Annotated in this window: 13 protein-coding genes; 6 read left to right on the top strand and 7 right to left on the bottom strand. The window is 51.8% G+C overall.

Features of this window, described 5'->3' with window-relative positions; translation table 11 throughout:
• Nucleotides 1–12 precede the first annotated feature (12 nt).
• The gene (gene purU, locus FH603_RS09630) at nucleotides 13–828 is read left to right on the top strand and encodes a formyltetrahydrofolate deformylase (RefSeq protein ID WP_235985367.1); all 816 of its coding nucleotides are present in this window, start codon (nucleotides 13–15) and stop codon (nucleotides 826–828) included.
• Here the strand turns inward: purU and FH603_RS09625 are convergent.
• Nucleotides 815–1,555 (bottom strand): copper homeostasis protein CutC, encoded by a 741-nt coding sequence (locus FH603_RS09625; protein ID WP_186737441.1) that lies wholly within the window; start codon nucleotides 1,553–1,555, stop codon nucleotides 815–817. The genes purU and FH603_RS09625 overlap by 14 nt on opposite strands.
• A gap of 247 nt (nucleotides 1,556–1,802) precedes the next feature.
• Between FH603_RS09625 and FH603_RS09620 the strand changes: the two genes are divergently transcribed.
• A complete protein-coding gene (locus tag FH603_RS09620) occupies nucleotides 1,803–2,024 on the top strand; it encodes a DUF2795 domain-containing protein (RefSeq protein ID WP_009284883.1) in 222 nt (73 codons plus the stop codon).
• A 101-nt stretch (nucleotides 2,025–2,125) separates the two neighbouring features.
• On the opposite strand, the gene FH603_RS09615 is transcribed toward FH603_RS09620, so the two are convergent.
• On the bottom strand, nucleotides 2,126–2,608 hold the full coding sequence (locus FH603_RS09615; protein WP_186737285.1) for a sterol desaturase family protein: 483 nt from the start codon (nucleotides 2,606–2,608) through the stop codon (nucleotides 2,126–2,128).
• 173 nt (nucleotides 2,609–2,781) lie between these two features.
• On the opposite strand from FH603_RS09615, the gene FH603_RS09610 reads away from it, so the two are divergent.
• On the top strand, nucleotides 2,782–3,450 hold the full coding sequence (locus tag FH603_RS09610) for an AlbA family DNA-binding domain-containing protein (protein WP_186737440.1): 669 nt from the start codon (nucleotides 2,782–2,784) through the stop codon (nucleotides 3,448–3,450).
• A 60-nt stretch (nucleotides 3,451–3,510) separates the two neighbouring features.
• Here the strand turns inward: FH603_RS09610 and bioA are convergent, their stop codons facing one another.
• Together bioA and FH603_RS09600 are read right to left on the bottom strand one after the other, a co-directional pair.
• The gene (gene bioA / locus FH603_RS09605) at nucleotides 3,511–4,803 is read right to left on the bottom strand and encodes an adenosylmethionine--8-amino-7-oxononanoate transaminase (protein ID WP_186737284.1); all 1,293 of its coding nucleotides are present in this window, start codon (nucleotides 4,801–4,803) and stop codon (nucleotides 3,511–3,513) included.
• A 5-nt stretch (nucleotides 4,804–4,808) separates the two neighbouring features.
• Nucleotides 4,809–5,324 (bottom strand): KdsC family phosphatase, encoded by a 516-nt coding sequence (locus FH603_RS09600; RefSeq protein WP_186737283.1) that lies wholly within the window; start codon nucleotides 5,322–5,324, stop codon nucleotides 4,809–4,811.
• 47 nt (nucleotides 5,325–5,371) lie between these two features.
• On the opposite strand from FH603_RS09600, the gene FH603_RS09595 reads away from it, so the two are divergent.
• The 3 genes from FH603_RS09595 (at nucleotide 5,372) to FH603_RS09585 (ending at nucleotide 8,867) form a co-directional block, all read left to right on the top strand.
• A complete protein-coding gene (locus FH603_RS09595; RefSeq protein ID WP_186737282.1) occupies nucleotides 5,372–6,865 on the top strand; it encodes a methyltransferase RsmF C-terminal domain-like protein in 1,494 nt (497 codons plus the stop codon).
• Nucleotides 6,866–6,895: 30 nt separating this feature from the next.
• Nucleotides 6,896–7,951 carry an alpha/beta hydrolase gene (locus FH603_RS09590; protein WP_186737281.1) on the top strand — a complete coding sequence of 352 codons (1,056 nt, stop codon included), beginning with the start codon at nucleotides 6,896–6,898 and terminating at the stop codon, nucleotides 7,949–7,951.
• Between the two features lie 100 nt (nucleotides 7,952–8,051).
• A complete protein-coding gene (locus FH603_RS09585) occupies nucleotides 8,052–8,867 on the top strand; it encodes an enoyl-ACP reductase FabI (RefSeq protein ID WP_186737280.1) in 816 nt (271 codons plus the stop codon).
• Between the two features lie 96 nt (nucleotides 8,868–8,963).
• Here the strand turns inward: FH603_RS09585 and FH603_RS09580 are convergent, their stop codons facing one another.
• From FH603_RS09580 to FH603_RS28425, 3 genes are all read right to left on the bottom strand, one after another.
• Entirely contained in the window at nucleotides 8,964–12,053 is a 3,090-nt protein-coding gene (locus FH603_RS09580) for an AAA family ATPase (protein ID WP_186737279.1), read from the bottom strand.
• Nucleotides 12,050–13,273 (bottom strand): metallophosphoesterase family protein, encoded by a 1,224-nt coding sequence (locus FH603_RS09575; protein ID WP_186737278.1) that lies wholly within the window; start codon nucleotides 13,271–13,273, stop codon nucleotides 12,050–12,052. Before FH603_RS09575 ends, FH603_RS09580 begins: the two co-directional genes overlap by 4 nt.
• Before the next feature lie 241 nt (nucleotides 13,274–13,514).
• Nucleotides 13,515–13,732: hypothetical protein (locus tag FH603_RS28425; protein WP_222439549.1), on the bottom strand; the 218-nt coding region annotated here is incomplete at its 5' end.

Genomic DNA, 13,732 nt, shown 5'->3' with positions numbered 1-13,732 from the left:
CATATTCTACTCATGGATGGCCCCGATAGTAAGGGACTGATCTACCACGTGACGGGCGTATTGTACCGGCACAACCTCAACATTATTCATAACGACGAGTACGTTAGCCCGTCGGGGCATTTCTTTATGCGGACGGAGTTCGAAGGGACATTTGAGAGCGACGCCCTGCTTACCGAACTCAACTCGACCCTGCCCAACGCCGAGGGCATTACGTTCCGGCTGAATCCGAAGCGTAAGAAGAACATCGTGGTGATGGTGACAAAAGAGCATCATTGCCTGGGTGAGTTACTGATTCGCTACGCCTTCGATGAACTGGATGCCGATATTCTGGCCGTGGTCAGTAATTATAATGTACTGCAACCGCTGGTGAGCAAGTTCGGGATTCCGTTTCATTACGTCTCCCACGAGGGACGCAGCCGGGAAGAACACGAAGAAGCCATTTTACGTACGCTGGCTATCTACGAACCCGAGTACCTCGTACTGGCCAAGTACATGCGGGTATTGACGCCGGACTTTGTCAACAATTTTCCCAACCGGATCGTCAATATCCACCATTCGTTCCTACCCGCTTTTGTGGGTGCCAATCCCTACCGGCAGGCGTATGAGCGGGGGGTTAAAATCATTGGGGCCACGGCACACTTTGTCAACAACGACCTGGACGAAGGGCCCATCATCGCGCAGAATGTGCAGGAGGTCGATCACCGGCACACGGCTGCGGATATGGCTACCAAGGGAAAGGATGTGGAGAAAATTGTGCTGTCGCAGGCGCTGAAACTGGTATTCAGCGATCGGGTGTTCATCTCTGGCAACCGGGCTATTGTGTTGTAAGTCCGGCTTTTTGCAGAACTGCCCGTACTTTCTCTTCGGCCGTCTCTAGCTGTTCGTACTCGCCCGGTACGGCCGAGGCCATGGAAACGGCGGGATGCCGGTAGATCATACCGCTGTCATACCGAACGCTGCCGCTGAGGTGCAACGCGTCGACGCCGGCTTCGAGGAGTGCTTCGGCGTTCGTGGCGTTGACACCAGCCCCAGCCATAATATCGATTCGCCCGGCTGCCTGTTCAACCAACTGGCGTAACAGAGGCAGACCCGCTTCGGCGGTTTGTTGCTGGCCAGAGGTAAGAATACGTTCGGCCCCGGTGCGGATAATGGCTTCGAGCGCTTCCAGTGGCTGGTTCGTCATGTCGAAGGCGCGGTGGAAGGTAGCGGGCAGCGGGTGGGCCAGTTCAATCAGGTGCCGGGTTCGTTCTTCGTCAACGCTACCGTCGGCGTGTAGCAAACCCAGCACGATGCCACCGGCACCCAGCTGTTTGGCCAGTCGGATGTCGGCTTCCATAACGGCCAGTTCGGTATCGGTATAGAGGAAGTCGCCACCCCGTGGGCGGATCATAACGTATATCGGAAGAGTTATTTGTTGACAGACCAGTTGGATAAGGCCTGCGCTGGGCGTAGTACCTCCTTCGGCAAGTCCGCCACACAATTCAATACGGTGTGCGCCCGCCGTCTGCGCCGTCTGGCAGGATTGGAGCGAATAGGCACATACTTCAATGGTCATGAGCGAGTTAGCGTGCGTAAAATGATGTTTGGTAAAATAATTGAAAAGATAGTGACGTTTCGTATCCATGAATCACAGAATACGTTTAATTCGCTATTGAAAACAAACATACGCCTTCCGGGTTAATGGCCTAAACCCCAGCAGGTCGAAACTACAGAACATTTTTGTAGAAAAGAGCTTGGATAATAACGATTTTTTTACTTTTGCACCCTCATTGAAAAAGTAGTAATTAAATACGGAACACACTATGTACTGGACACTCGAATTAGCATCCTACCTCGAAGACGCTCCCTGGCCTGCAACCAAAGACGAATTAATCGATTATTCGATTCGTTCCGGCGCCCCACTGGAAGTTGTTGAGAACCTGCAGGAACTCGAAGATGATGGACAACCCTACGAAAGCATCGAAGAGATCTGGCCCGACTATCCAACCAAGGATGACTTCTTCTTCAATGAAGACGAGTACTGACCTGCCGAACTTATCATCAAAAAAGGGAGCCATTCGCTAGAATGGCTCCCTTTTTTGATGATAAGTTCGATACCATCCTGGCATCTATAGGCAGTACCTGATCAGGCTGTGGTTGAATCGACATCGACTGGCTTACTTTTTACGGGCCGGTCGTATTTTTTAGGGGCGTATAGAAAGCCGAATGCTTCGGCACCTTCCTTCGAGTGCACCTTGTGGTGAATATAATGGGCACGCATAATACGCTGCATATACCGTCCATTGGTATCGAGTTTCACTTTCACCCGCCGATGCACAATGACATCATGAAACAGAAAGTAAAATAGGCCATAGAGCGTAACGCCCGCGCCAACCCAGGCCAGGTAATTGTACTCTGGCACTTCCACTCCTGTAACGATCAGGCTGATAGCCGTCAAACTAAAGACAACGGCGAACAAATCATTTATCTCAAAAAAACCGGCATGATGGTTATGATGGTCGCGGTGCCAGCTCCACAAAAAGCCATGCATTACATACTTATGTGTGAACCAGGCGACACCTTCCATAAAAAGGAATGTACCAAGAACCAGAGCAACGTTTAGCAGCATTTTTGCGTTTATTAAAATGACAACAGTAGGTAAGTTTTGTATTCAGTAACGGTTTGCTATGCGTAAAAGTTGGCTTGTTTAATTCAACTTTTAGCGCAAAGTAGAGATACACCGGTTAGACTTGCAAATTTGTGGAGAAACCGTATCTTTATCACGATTCAGTGCTCAACCAGATGAACCCATCGGGTATGGACTATCAGGCGCTCAAGAACCTGGTCAGGCGGGGAGAGGGAAGCAGTTTAGAGTTCAAACTGAAAACCAATCACCCTGAAAAAATAATCCGGGGCGTGGTAGCCTTCGCCAATACATATGGCGGCATCATGCTCATCGGCGTCGGCGACGACAAAAAAATTCCAGGCCTCAAATATGCCGACGAAGACGAGTACTTGCTCGTTCGGGCCATACACAAACATTGTTTCCCGCGCATCAGCTACACTATCGACCGGGTTCAGCTCCTGGACGAGCGCGAGGTGCTTGTCATTCGGGTACCGCCCAGTCTTAGCAAACCCCACTATATCCTGCCCGACCCGGCTGACCCGGAAATCAAGAAAGCTTACGTTCGGGTGGCCGACAAATCGGTGCAGGCCAGTCGGGAGGTGCGCGAAATTTTAAAGGGAACGCAGGCCGATCGTGATATCCGATTCAGCTACGGCGAGAAGGAGAAAAAACTAATGCAGCACCTCGGCGAGCATGATAACATTACGGTCGATCTGTTCGCATCGATCGCGGGAATATCCCGGAAAATCGCTTCCCGCACGCTGGTATTGCTGGTGCTGGCCAATGTGCTGGAAATTCACCCGAGCGATGTCATGGATCAGTATACGACCCGCCCGGTCAGTTAAGAGAACGGAACAGGAATGAAAAAACGAATGCCATTACTCGAAGTAATGGCATTCGTTTTTTCATTCCTGTTCCGTTCTCTTCGCAAGCGTATCCAGCAAGTCCTCCACCTGCACGTAGGTATACTGTAACTGCTCGTTAGTAGTACAGTACGGCGGCATCATGTACAGCACATTACCCAGCGGTCGCATTAACACCCCCCGATCCAGCAGGAAATTATAGGCGGTATCGCGGATGGTGTTGAAGTACGAAGTTTGCTCTCCCACGTAAATGTCAAAGGCGATGATCGTACCGTGTTGACGGATATTGATTACGTTCTTCCGGGTGGCCAGGCGATTGGCAAACCCCTGGTGCTGCTCGGCAATCCGCTGTATACTGGCTTGGGCTTCCTCGGCCAGTAACAGATCCATACTGGCTAAAGCCGCCGTGCAGGCAAGGGGATTGGCCGTGAAGGAGTGTCCGTGGAACAGGGTCCTGAAATTATCGTTCGACAAAAAAGCGTCGTAAATGGGCTGGGTGCAGGCCGTTACGCCCAGGGCCATTGTTCCGCCCGTCAGCCCCTTCGACAAACACATCAGGTCGGGTTTGTTGGCCAGATAATGCGACGCGAACAAACGACCCGTTCGCCCAAAACCCGTCATGACTTCGTCGGCAATGATGAGGGTGTCGTTGCGCCGGGCCAGTTGAATTAACTGGTCGAGCAGCGCGGGCTCATACATCACCATGCCGCCCGCCCCCTGAACGAGCGGTTCGGCAATGAAAGCTGCTACCTCATCGGTAAACAGTTCGGCGGCCTGTTTCAGTACGGCCTCTTCCTGACCGGCCACCGGAACAGGTAGGTAGGTAACATCGAACAGGAAAGGCGTAAACGGCGCGGTGAAGGCACTGCGGCCACTCACCGCCATAGCCCCGAACGTATCGCCGTGGTAAGCACTGTCGAACGCTACTACTTTCAGCCGGGGCTTGCCCAGGTTGTGCCAGTACTGAAACGCCATCTTCAGCGCGACCTCAACGGCTGTGGAACCATTGTCGGAGTAGAAAATCTTTGCCTGATTCGGGGGCAGAATAGTTAACAGGCGCTCAGCAAGTTCGACAGCGGGCTGGTGGGTAAACCCGGCAAAGATGACATGTTCGAGGGTGTTCAGCTGCTCCGAGATGCGCCGGGCAATGTACGGGTGGGCATGACCGTGAAGATTCACCCACCACGACGAAACCATATCAAGGTAGTCGCGGCCGTTGGCGTCGAATAGGACTGAGCCCTCACCCCGCACGATGGGTATTGGCGAGGGAGCTGTTTGCATTTGTGTGAACGGATGCCAGATGACAGCCTGATCACGAACCGATAAATTTGTCATAACTGTTAAATGACGGGCCATTTGCCCTGCGCTTTCAATACCTGCTCAACAACATCCCGCACGGCCCCGCAGCCACCCGCTTTGGGTGATATATAGGCGCAGGCTGCTTTGACTTCGTCGACAGCATCGGCCGGACACGCAGCCAGGACGTCGGCGCGGCTAAGAATAGGGCAGTCGGGCAGGTCGTCGCCCATGTAGAGGATTTCTGACTCATCCAGACCGTCGCGGGTGACGTAACCCAGAAAAGCGTTCAGTTTCTGGTCGGGTGGTCCACCCATGAAAATATCTTTTATGCCGATAATATCCAGCCACTTTCGAATACCATCGGCATTGGCCGACGAGACGATACCAACCCGAAGACCCGCTTTCAGGGCCTGCTCGACACCATACGTATCTTTGATGTCGAAGGTTCTGAATTGTTCTCCCGATGATAGCAGATGGACACGGCCATCGGTAAATACACCGTCAATGTCGAAAATGAGGGTTTTGACGCGGGCAAATTGGGCTTGTTTGTTGAGCATGCTGCAAGTTTAGCAAAAACCGCCCGACAGTTCCGTATTTTTGACCAATGAAGCAACACAAGCGGCCGCGCCAAGACCGACAGTCAGCTGGCAAGTTCAGATCGGATGGGTCTATAAATGGACCGACTGAAACAGGGAGCGGTCAACCGGATGAAGCCCGAACGGAAGTGGTAACCGCCGAACTGCCTCAGGCATTTGTGGCACAGATGCGGGCTCAACTGGGTGATGACTATGCCGCATTTGAAGCGGCTTTAAGGCAGGAAACGCCGGTGAGTATCCGTGTGAACCCGCGCAAGAGTGGATTCGATACGTCGGGTCTGCAGCCCGTTCCCTGGTGCGCCGACGGATTTTACCTGCCCGAGCGCCCCAGCTTTACACTCGATCCTCAGTTTCAGGCGGGCGCTTACTACGTTCAGGAAGCCTCGTCGATGCTGCTGAACGAAGCCCTCAAACAGTCGGCTAACCTGACGAGGCCGCTGCGGGTGCTGGATTTGTGTGCGGCTCCGGGTGGCAAAAGCACGTTGCTGGCCTCGGCGCTGCATCCCGATAGTTTGCTGATTTGTAATGAGGTTATCCGCAGCCGGGTATCGGTATTGCGCGAGAACATCGATAAGTGGGGCTTTCCTAACGTTGTCGTCAGCAACCACGACCCCGAAGATATGCTGAGCCTGTCGGGCTTTTTCGATGTGGTCGTTGTCGATGCCCCCTGCTCGGGCGAAGGGTTATTCCGGAAAGACCCCGACGCCATGAACGAGTGGTCGGAAGATAGCGTGCAACTGTGTTCGGCCCGCCAGAAACGTATTCTGGCGGCTGCGGCTCCCCTGCTCGATATGGGCGGGACGCTTATCTACAGCACCTGCACCTACAATGATGATGAGAACCTGGACAATATCCGGTACCTGACGGAAAACGGCTTCCGGAATCACCCGCTCGTGTTACCGCCCGACTGGAATATTGTCGAGAAAGATATCGACGGTTCGGTAGGGTATCAATGCTATCCGCACCGGGTGCGGGGGGAAGGGTTCTTCATTAGCGTATTCAAAAAAACAGCCTTCACGGCCCCACCCAAGCTAGACGCCCGCACGTTTCGCAGCATCCGGGCACTACGGACGCGGGAAGCTGCGTCGGCGGCAACCTGGCTACAGAACCCGGCTGATTTCTCGCTCTGGGAAAAGCCGAACGGCGACGTCATGGCCTTGCCCAAAGCGCTGGAGAAGCAGTTTCTTGGTTTGGATGTCGCGCTGAAAAACAAAGGCTTCGGGCTGGAGATCGGCCAGTTTAAAGGAACGGACTTTATCCCTTCGCATGCCCTGGCGCTGAGTACGGCCATTAACCAGCATCTGCCTGCCGTATCGTTGAGTAAAGAAAATGCCCTGCGGTATTTTAAGAAAGAGAACCTGATCCTCGACGAACCCGCAACAGGCTGGCTCCTGGCCCGGTATAACGGACTAAACATTGGCTGGATGAAAGGCGTTGGCAACCGGGTGAACAACTACCTGCCCAAAGACTGGCGAATCAGAATGGACATCAGTGAGAAGTAAGCGTAACCCCCCACCTATTCCATACACATTATGAAACGGTTTTTCACTATTACGGGCCTGGTACTGGCTCTACTCGTTGTTGGTTATATGGTTGGTCCCACTGCTCATCCTGAGGGCGTTACGAACGAAGTCATCAAACTCGACCCGGATTTAGTCAAACTGGAACAGGATATCATAGCGTCGGAACAGAAAGCAAACCTGCGTCCCGACAACGAGGCCCGTATCATTTGGGCCGATAGTACGAAGAAGGTAAAAACGCCATTCAGCATGGTCTACATCCATGGCTATTCGGCTAGCTGGGCCGAGGGCGACCCCGTTCATAAGCAGCTGGCCAAACGCTTTGGCTGTAACCTCTACCTCGCTCGTACCTATGGACATGGCGTTGACTCGCCTGATGCACTCAAAGACATTACCCCTGCTAACTATGCGGCTTCGGCTGAGCGCGCCCTGGCTATCGGTAAGGAACTAGGCGATAAGGTCGTGGTCATTGGTACGTCGGCGGGGGGTATGCTGTCGCTATATCTGGCCGCTCATCACCCCGAAATTCATGGGCTGGTACTCTACTCGCCCTGTATTGCGGTGGCTAATCCCACCCTGAAACTCGCGACCAAACCATGGGGTGAACAAATCGTGCGGACGGCCATGGGGGGCGACCATGTTGTAAATACCAATTATACAGGAGGTCGTGCACGTTACTGGTTTCCGCAGTACCATATCAATGGCCTGATCACGCTGCAAACCATGCTCGACCAGGTCATGACGCCCGAGCAGTTCGCAAAAGTAAAACAGCCGCTGTTCATGGGGTATTACTACAAGGATGAGGATAATCAGGATAAGGTTGTGTCGGTGGAGGCTATGCTGGATATGTACGAAGCCTTAGGCACGCCAGCCGAAAACAAACGGAAAATGGCGTTTCCCAATGCCGGACAGCACGTCATTGCGTCCCATTTCACATCGGGCGATCTGGATGGTGTATATAACCAAACCGAGAAATTCATTGTCGACGTATTGAAGCTGCCGGTCGTACCGGCTACCCCGACATCGCTGGTAGCGGTTCGGAGCGACGAAAGACCGACAAAAAAATAATTAACTTTGACCCATATATAATGAATACGGTAGCCTGCATGAATGTGCGGTCTACAGCCCTTGCTAGGCATTGTTCATTATTCATTACTTATTAACTATTATGGCCTACGGATTACTGAAGGGAAAACGCGGCATCATTTCGGGTGCCCTCGACGAAAAATCAATTGCCTGGAAAGTCGCGCTGAAAGCGAAAGAAGAAGGCGCCACCTTTACGCTCACCAACGCGCCCGTTGCCATGCGTATGGGTGCCATCAAAGAACTGGCTCAACACTGCAACGCCGAAATTATCCCCGCTGACGCTACGTCGGTCGATGACCTGACGAACCTATTTACCCAGTCGACCGAAATTCTGGGCGGTAAAGCTGATTTTGTCCTACACAGCATTGGTATGAGCCCGAACATCCGTAAAGGCAAAGCGTATACCGACCTGAACTATGAGTGGTTCAAGCAGAGCGTCGACATTTCGGCGCTGTCCTTTCATAAAATGATGCAGACGGCTTATAAGCTTGATGCCGTCAGCGAAGGGGGATCGATTGTGGCGCTGACCTATATGGCCGCTCAACGGACCTTCCCGTTCTATACCGACATGGCCGATGCAAAAGCTTTGTTGGAGTCCATTGCCCGAAGCTTTGGCTACCACTATGGTAAATACCGACAGGTGCGGGTAAACACCGTTTCGCAGTCGCCAACGCCAACAACAGCCGGTGGCGGCATCGGTGGATTCGACAAGTTCTACGATTTTGCCAATAAAACGGCTCCCCTAGGCAACGCCACCGCCGACCAGTGCGCCGACTACTGCATCACGCTGTTCTCGGACCTGACCCGCATGGTAACCATGCAAAACCTGTTCCACGACGGCGGTTTCTCCATGACCGGTATCTCGGAAGAGATAATGGCGCTGGTGAATAAGGAATAAATTGAGGGAGTAAAGGGAGGAGGGGGACGAAAGGGAAGAGAGGGATCGCGTACATGCCCCCTTCTTCCCTTTCGTCCCCCTCCCTTTACTCCTTTTTTATTTTTCCCAACTCCTGAAGATCCTACTTCCCTCGTCGGTGGATTCTGCCCGGATGTAGTTGTCCACTTCGTGCTGGAGTTCTTCAACGTGGGAGATGATGCCGACTACGCGGTTTTCGGAACGTAGTGCTTTCAGCGTTTTGAACACGGTTTGCAGCGCGTCTTTGTCGAGAGTACCGAAGCCTTCGTCGAGGAAAAACAGATTTTGCTTCGCTTTGGTCAAATGCTGAATATTATCCGACAACGCCAGCGCCAGCGATAGAGCGGCCTGGAACGTTTGCCCGCCCGACAGCGTCTTCACGCTTCGCACATCGCCCCCATTCAGGTAGTCGCGCACCAGAAAGTTATTCTTCTCATCGAGTTCAAGCTTCAGCTGATTGTTCGTCAGCTTGAAGAAACGCTCGTTAGCCGATTCACAGAGGTTTTTCAAGTAGACCGACGATACGTAGTTGACAAAGCCCTGCGCCCGGAACATCTCGTCCATCTTCTTTAGATCCTGCCGACGTAGTTCGAGCGCATCGTGCCGTTTCTGATGGTCTTTCTTCTGTTTCCACTGGGTTTTGAGCGATTCCAATACGCTGGTTGCCCGGCCATGCTCTTTGTTCAGCGCATCTTTTTCGGCCTGCACTACGGCCAGCTGCTGTTGAATCGTCTCTAACGCAACCGGGTCGAAGGGGTGTTCGGCCAGTTCGGTCTCCAGGTTACCGACCTGTAACTGCAAACCGCTACGTCGCTCGTTGTATTCCTTTATGGCTTGTTTCTCCTGGGTAACATCCAGCCCCGATCGCAAAATTTGTCTGGCCTGGTCGCGGGTCAGGTTTTGATGAATCAGGTTCTGCTCGATGGTTGCTTCCAGGGAGTCCAGTTCCGCAATCACTTCGGCTAGCTGGTTTTGTAGCTGCTGAATCTGTTCCTCAACCGTTGCCAGTTCTTTCTCGGTATCTCCTTTCTGCTTCGACGCATTATCGTAATGGACTTTCACCTGCGCATAGGCCTTGGTTAGCGAGTTGCGTAGATCATTGATCTGATCTATAGCCCAGTTTTTCACTTCATCCAACCGAAAATGATCCAGCGATTCGGCAGCGGTTTTCAACTGGCCGTTTAAGCCTGAGATGGCGTTACCCACGTCAACGACCTGTTGCGCTAGTCGATTATGGGCTGTTTCCGTTTCTCCAATCCGTGCATCGATCGTGCGAATAGCCTGTTGAGCGTCCTGAATTTGCTTTTGCGTATCACTTTCTTTCTGGATTGCCTCAACAACCTGACCTTCTTGATCTCTGGAGAACTCGGGCCAGATGAAGGTATCCTCGTGTTCGATCAATCGCTGGAGTACGTCGCCCCGTTCCTGATTTAAACGTTTGCCGTTCTCCAACTCGCTACGCAGCTTCGTCGTTAGCTCTTTGATGATTAATTGCAGAGCAGTTGTTACCTCAATTTTTCGGTCTACGTTGTTCAGCGCGGCTTCGCTTTGCTGCACATCAACGGTATAGGCATCACCGGTATGCCGGTTCGGGTGGTGTTCTGATCCGCAGAGGGGGCAGGGCGATCCGTCGTGCAGCGCATCCGCGTACCTCCGTAACCCATCCTGAACCATCAGTTGCCGGTGTTTTGTCTCCCGGTCCTGCCGGGCCGCTTTGAATTTGACAAGGGCCTGCTCAATGGCATCCGGCAATGTCTTCAGATTTAACGCAGCCCAGTCGGATGGAAAACCCTCCAGCGCTTTATCCTTTTCCTGCTTAAGCGCTGCAATGGCCAGATCGTATTTCTCGACGGCCAGCTGTAGATCGTCAGCCTGCTTCTTTAGCGGTTTATAAGCCGTGAACCAGTCTTTTACTTTATAAAAGCGTTCCATATCGGACGTACGACCAATCGCAGCGTCAAGTAATCGCTGATGGTTAGCCCGATCGGTTTTGAAGCGATCAAGCTGACCGACTAACTCACTGAGTTGGCCGGTCAGTAAAGTCTGGTTGCGCGTTTGCTGTCCAATCGACTGATGCAGCGTTCTGATTTGCTGAACGGTATCCAACTCATCGGCCTTTTGCTGTAGTTCCTCCCGCGTCTCGTAGGCTTGTTTGGCTGCTTCAAAGACGTTCTGCAAACCGACCAGCCGTTTCGTAACCAAGTTGAGTTGCTGTTGGGCAGATCCCACCGACTCAGTAAGCTTCTGCTTTTTGGCCTGTAGCTTGTCGAGGTTGGCAAAATCAGCCTGAAAAATGAGCAGGCAGCTTTCAAATACTGCGAGGTCCTGCTCCCGTTGCTGGTAAGCAGGCTCTTTGGTAAGCAACAAAGCAAGCTCTTCCTGCATAGAAACCAGCGTTTTGCTGCGTTTCTGATTGTCGAGCAGTTGATTTTCAACCGGCACCAGCCGATTAATTTCATCCTCTTTTTGGCGTAACGAAACCGAAACCGCCGAAATATCGAGATCAGCCTGCTCAATGGCTTCCAGGTTTACATCCGCCAGAGGAGCCAGGAGGCCACGAAGTTCAGAGAGTTGGTCGTCGTTCGCTTTGCTGAGTTTACTCACTCGTGCCGCCAAGTCATACTGATCCAGTTTGAACAACTGGTTCATCATTTTGGTCCGATCGGTCGGACTAAGCTCCAGAAACTCCCGGAACTGGTTTTGGGGGATGATAATCGTCCGCTTGAAATTATCGTAGTCCAGCCCCAAGATCTGCTTCGACAGTATGGCTACGTCTTCCTTCTCATTACCGATCGGATGCCATTCATTACTCTGACGAATAAACATACGTCGTTCGGACGAACTGATCTCCTGGTGTTTTTTGGGATGTCGCTTCGCTTCGTAAACAAACCGGTAAAGCTGCTCATCGGGTCCCGCCTGAAATTCGAAGTCGATCATCAGATGCTTCGACTTCAAATTCATCATATTATACTGTCGATTGTCGCGGCTGTTCAGGCGCTCGGTTTCGCCATACAAAGCAAAGCTGATAGCTTCCAATAGGGAGGTTTTCCCGCTGCCTACCTTTCCGAAAATACCAAACACGCTCGACCCGACGAGCTGACGGAAGTCAATTTCCTGCAAGCCCTGGTAAGAGTATAGTCCCTGAATGGACAGTTTTATGGGTATCATTCGGAATCTGTTGCTAAAATCTCTTTGAACAACTGCTTCAGGCGCTCGTTCGGCTCCTGGCCTTTGTTCTTGTTTTTGAAGTAATCGGTAAAAAGGTGCTCCATGCTCTGCGTCAGGTCGATGGTCTGGCTAGCTTCGGTCTCGCCTGTCTTATCTATATCGCGCACATCGGGCACGATTGTTACCAGTGCGCTGTGTGCCTGCTGAAGTTGTCGACGCTCCTCGCTGGTGAGGTACGACGTTGTTTGCATCGTGATTTCGGCATAACACTCCTGGTTTTGCTGTAACCACTCCACCGCTTCCTCAACCTGGGTGAACCGTGGCCGTAGTAACCGCTTTCCTACCTTCAACGGTACGGGAGTTATAGCAGCCGGTTGGCCCGGTTCTACATCTACTATGATTACGTACTTCTGCTGATCGGCCTCGGCAAAGCTGTAGGCCAGCGGGCTACTGCTATATACGACGGGAGCATGACCGCCATCCAACTGCTGATAACGGTGTAAATGCCCGAGTGCTGTGTATTGAACCTGCTCCGGAATCATATCCGTATAGAAAACCGACGCGCCACCAACCTGCAGAATACTTCGTTCATCGTCGGATTCTTCGGGCTGTTCACCCCCACGCTTCATAACGAATAAATGAGCAACAAGCAGATTGACACCAGCTGTATCCATATAAGCAGTAGCCAGGTTCTCCCAATGGCGTTGTAAATGCTGGCGCAACTCTTCTTCAACGGTAAGCAGACCGAGATACGTACGCATTCGGGACTCGTTGGCATAGGGCGTCAATATAATACGAATGGGGTAATCAAGCGTGGGCAACTGTAGTTCTACAAAACCCGGTGCCGATCGTGAAATTTTGATGTCGCAATCGAACGGGCGAAACTCGGTTTGTGGAAAACCCATCAGTACAATGCTGCATTCCCGGGCAAAGTGGTCCTGTGCTTCGAGCCGACTGGGATTGTCGTGGTTACCAGCAATGGCTACTACGGCTCGTTGTCCTCCGTTGGACAGTCGCTTGAGCGTACTATATAATAGGTCTTCTGCTTTTGGGTCTGGATTGAACGTATCAAACAGGTCGCCAGCCACCAGAACCAGATCGATCTCTTGTTCGTCGGCGATCTGTACAATTTCATTCAGAACAGCTACCTGCTCCTCATACCGATGAAAATCCTGCAAGCGTTTCCCCAAATGCCAGTCTGCTGTGTGCAATATTTTCATGGCTTACTACTTTGTTCCAGAAATAGAACCTTAAAACAAAGATGCAATATAACGCATGGAGAGCGGTTGGTTGGCGTAAAATCACGTTTTTGCTGTCAATTCAATATAGGTAAAATACAATACCATATATATAGAAGGAGTAGTATCTGAATGAACTAAAAAAAGTTTAAAAAATTTTTATACGGTAACTTAGACGCTATCAGCGACTTACCCGCAGGCGACGCAAATCACTCCGAAATGTTTAACCCGAGCCCTTGACAAACCCTGTTTTTTGCCTACCTTTGCACTCCCAAATCGAACGAAACAGGGCCTCCTGATCAGCAACGGCTGACCCCACGAGGATAAACAAAACAGAGTGAGTGGCGAATGACTCGAAAAAGATTTTAAACTTTCTCTTGACAATCAAAATAAGAACCACTACCTTTGCACTCCCAAATCGAATGAAACGGGCACTGAGCA

The sequence above is a fragment of the Spirosoma utsteinense genome, assembly GCF_014282275.1.
Lineage (GTDB): Bacteria > Bacteroidota > Bacteroidia > Cytophagales > Spirosomataceae > Spirosoma > Spirosoma utsteinense.
The sequence above is the reverse complement of the archived record's forward strand: the minus strand, read 5'-3'. Positions and strand labels throughout refer to the sequence as shown.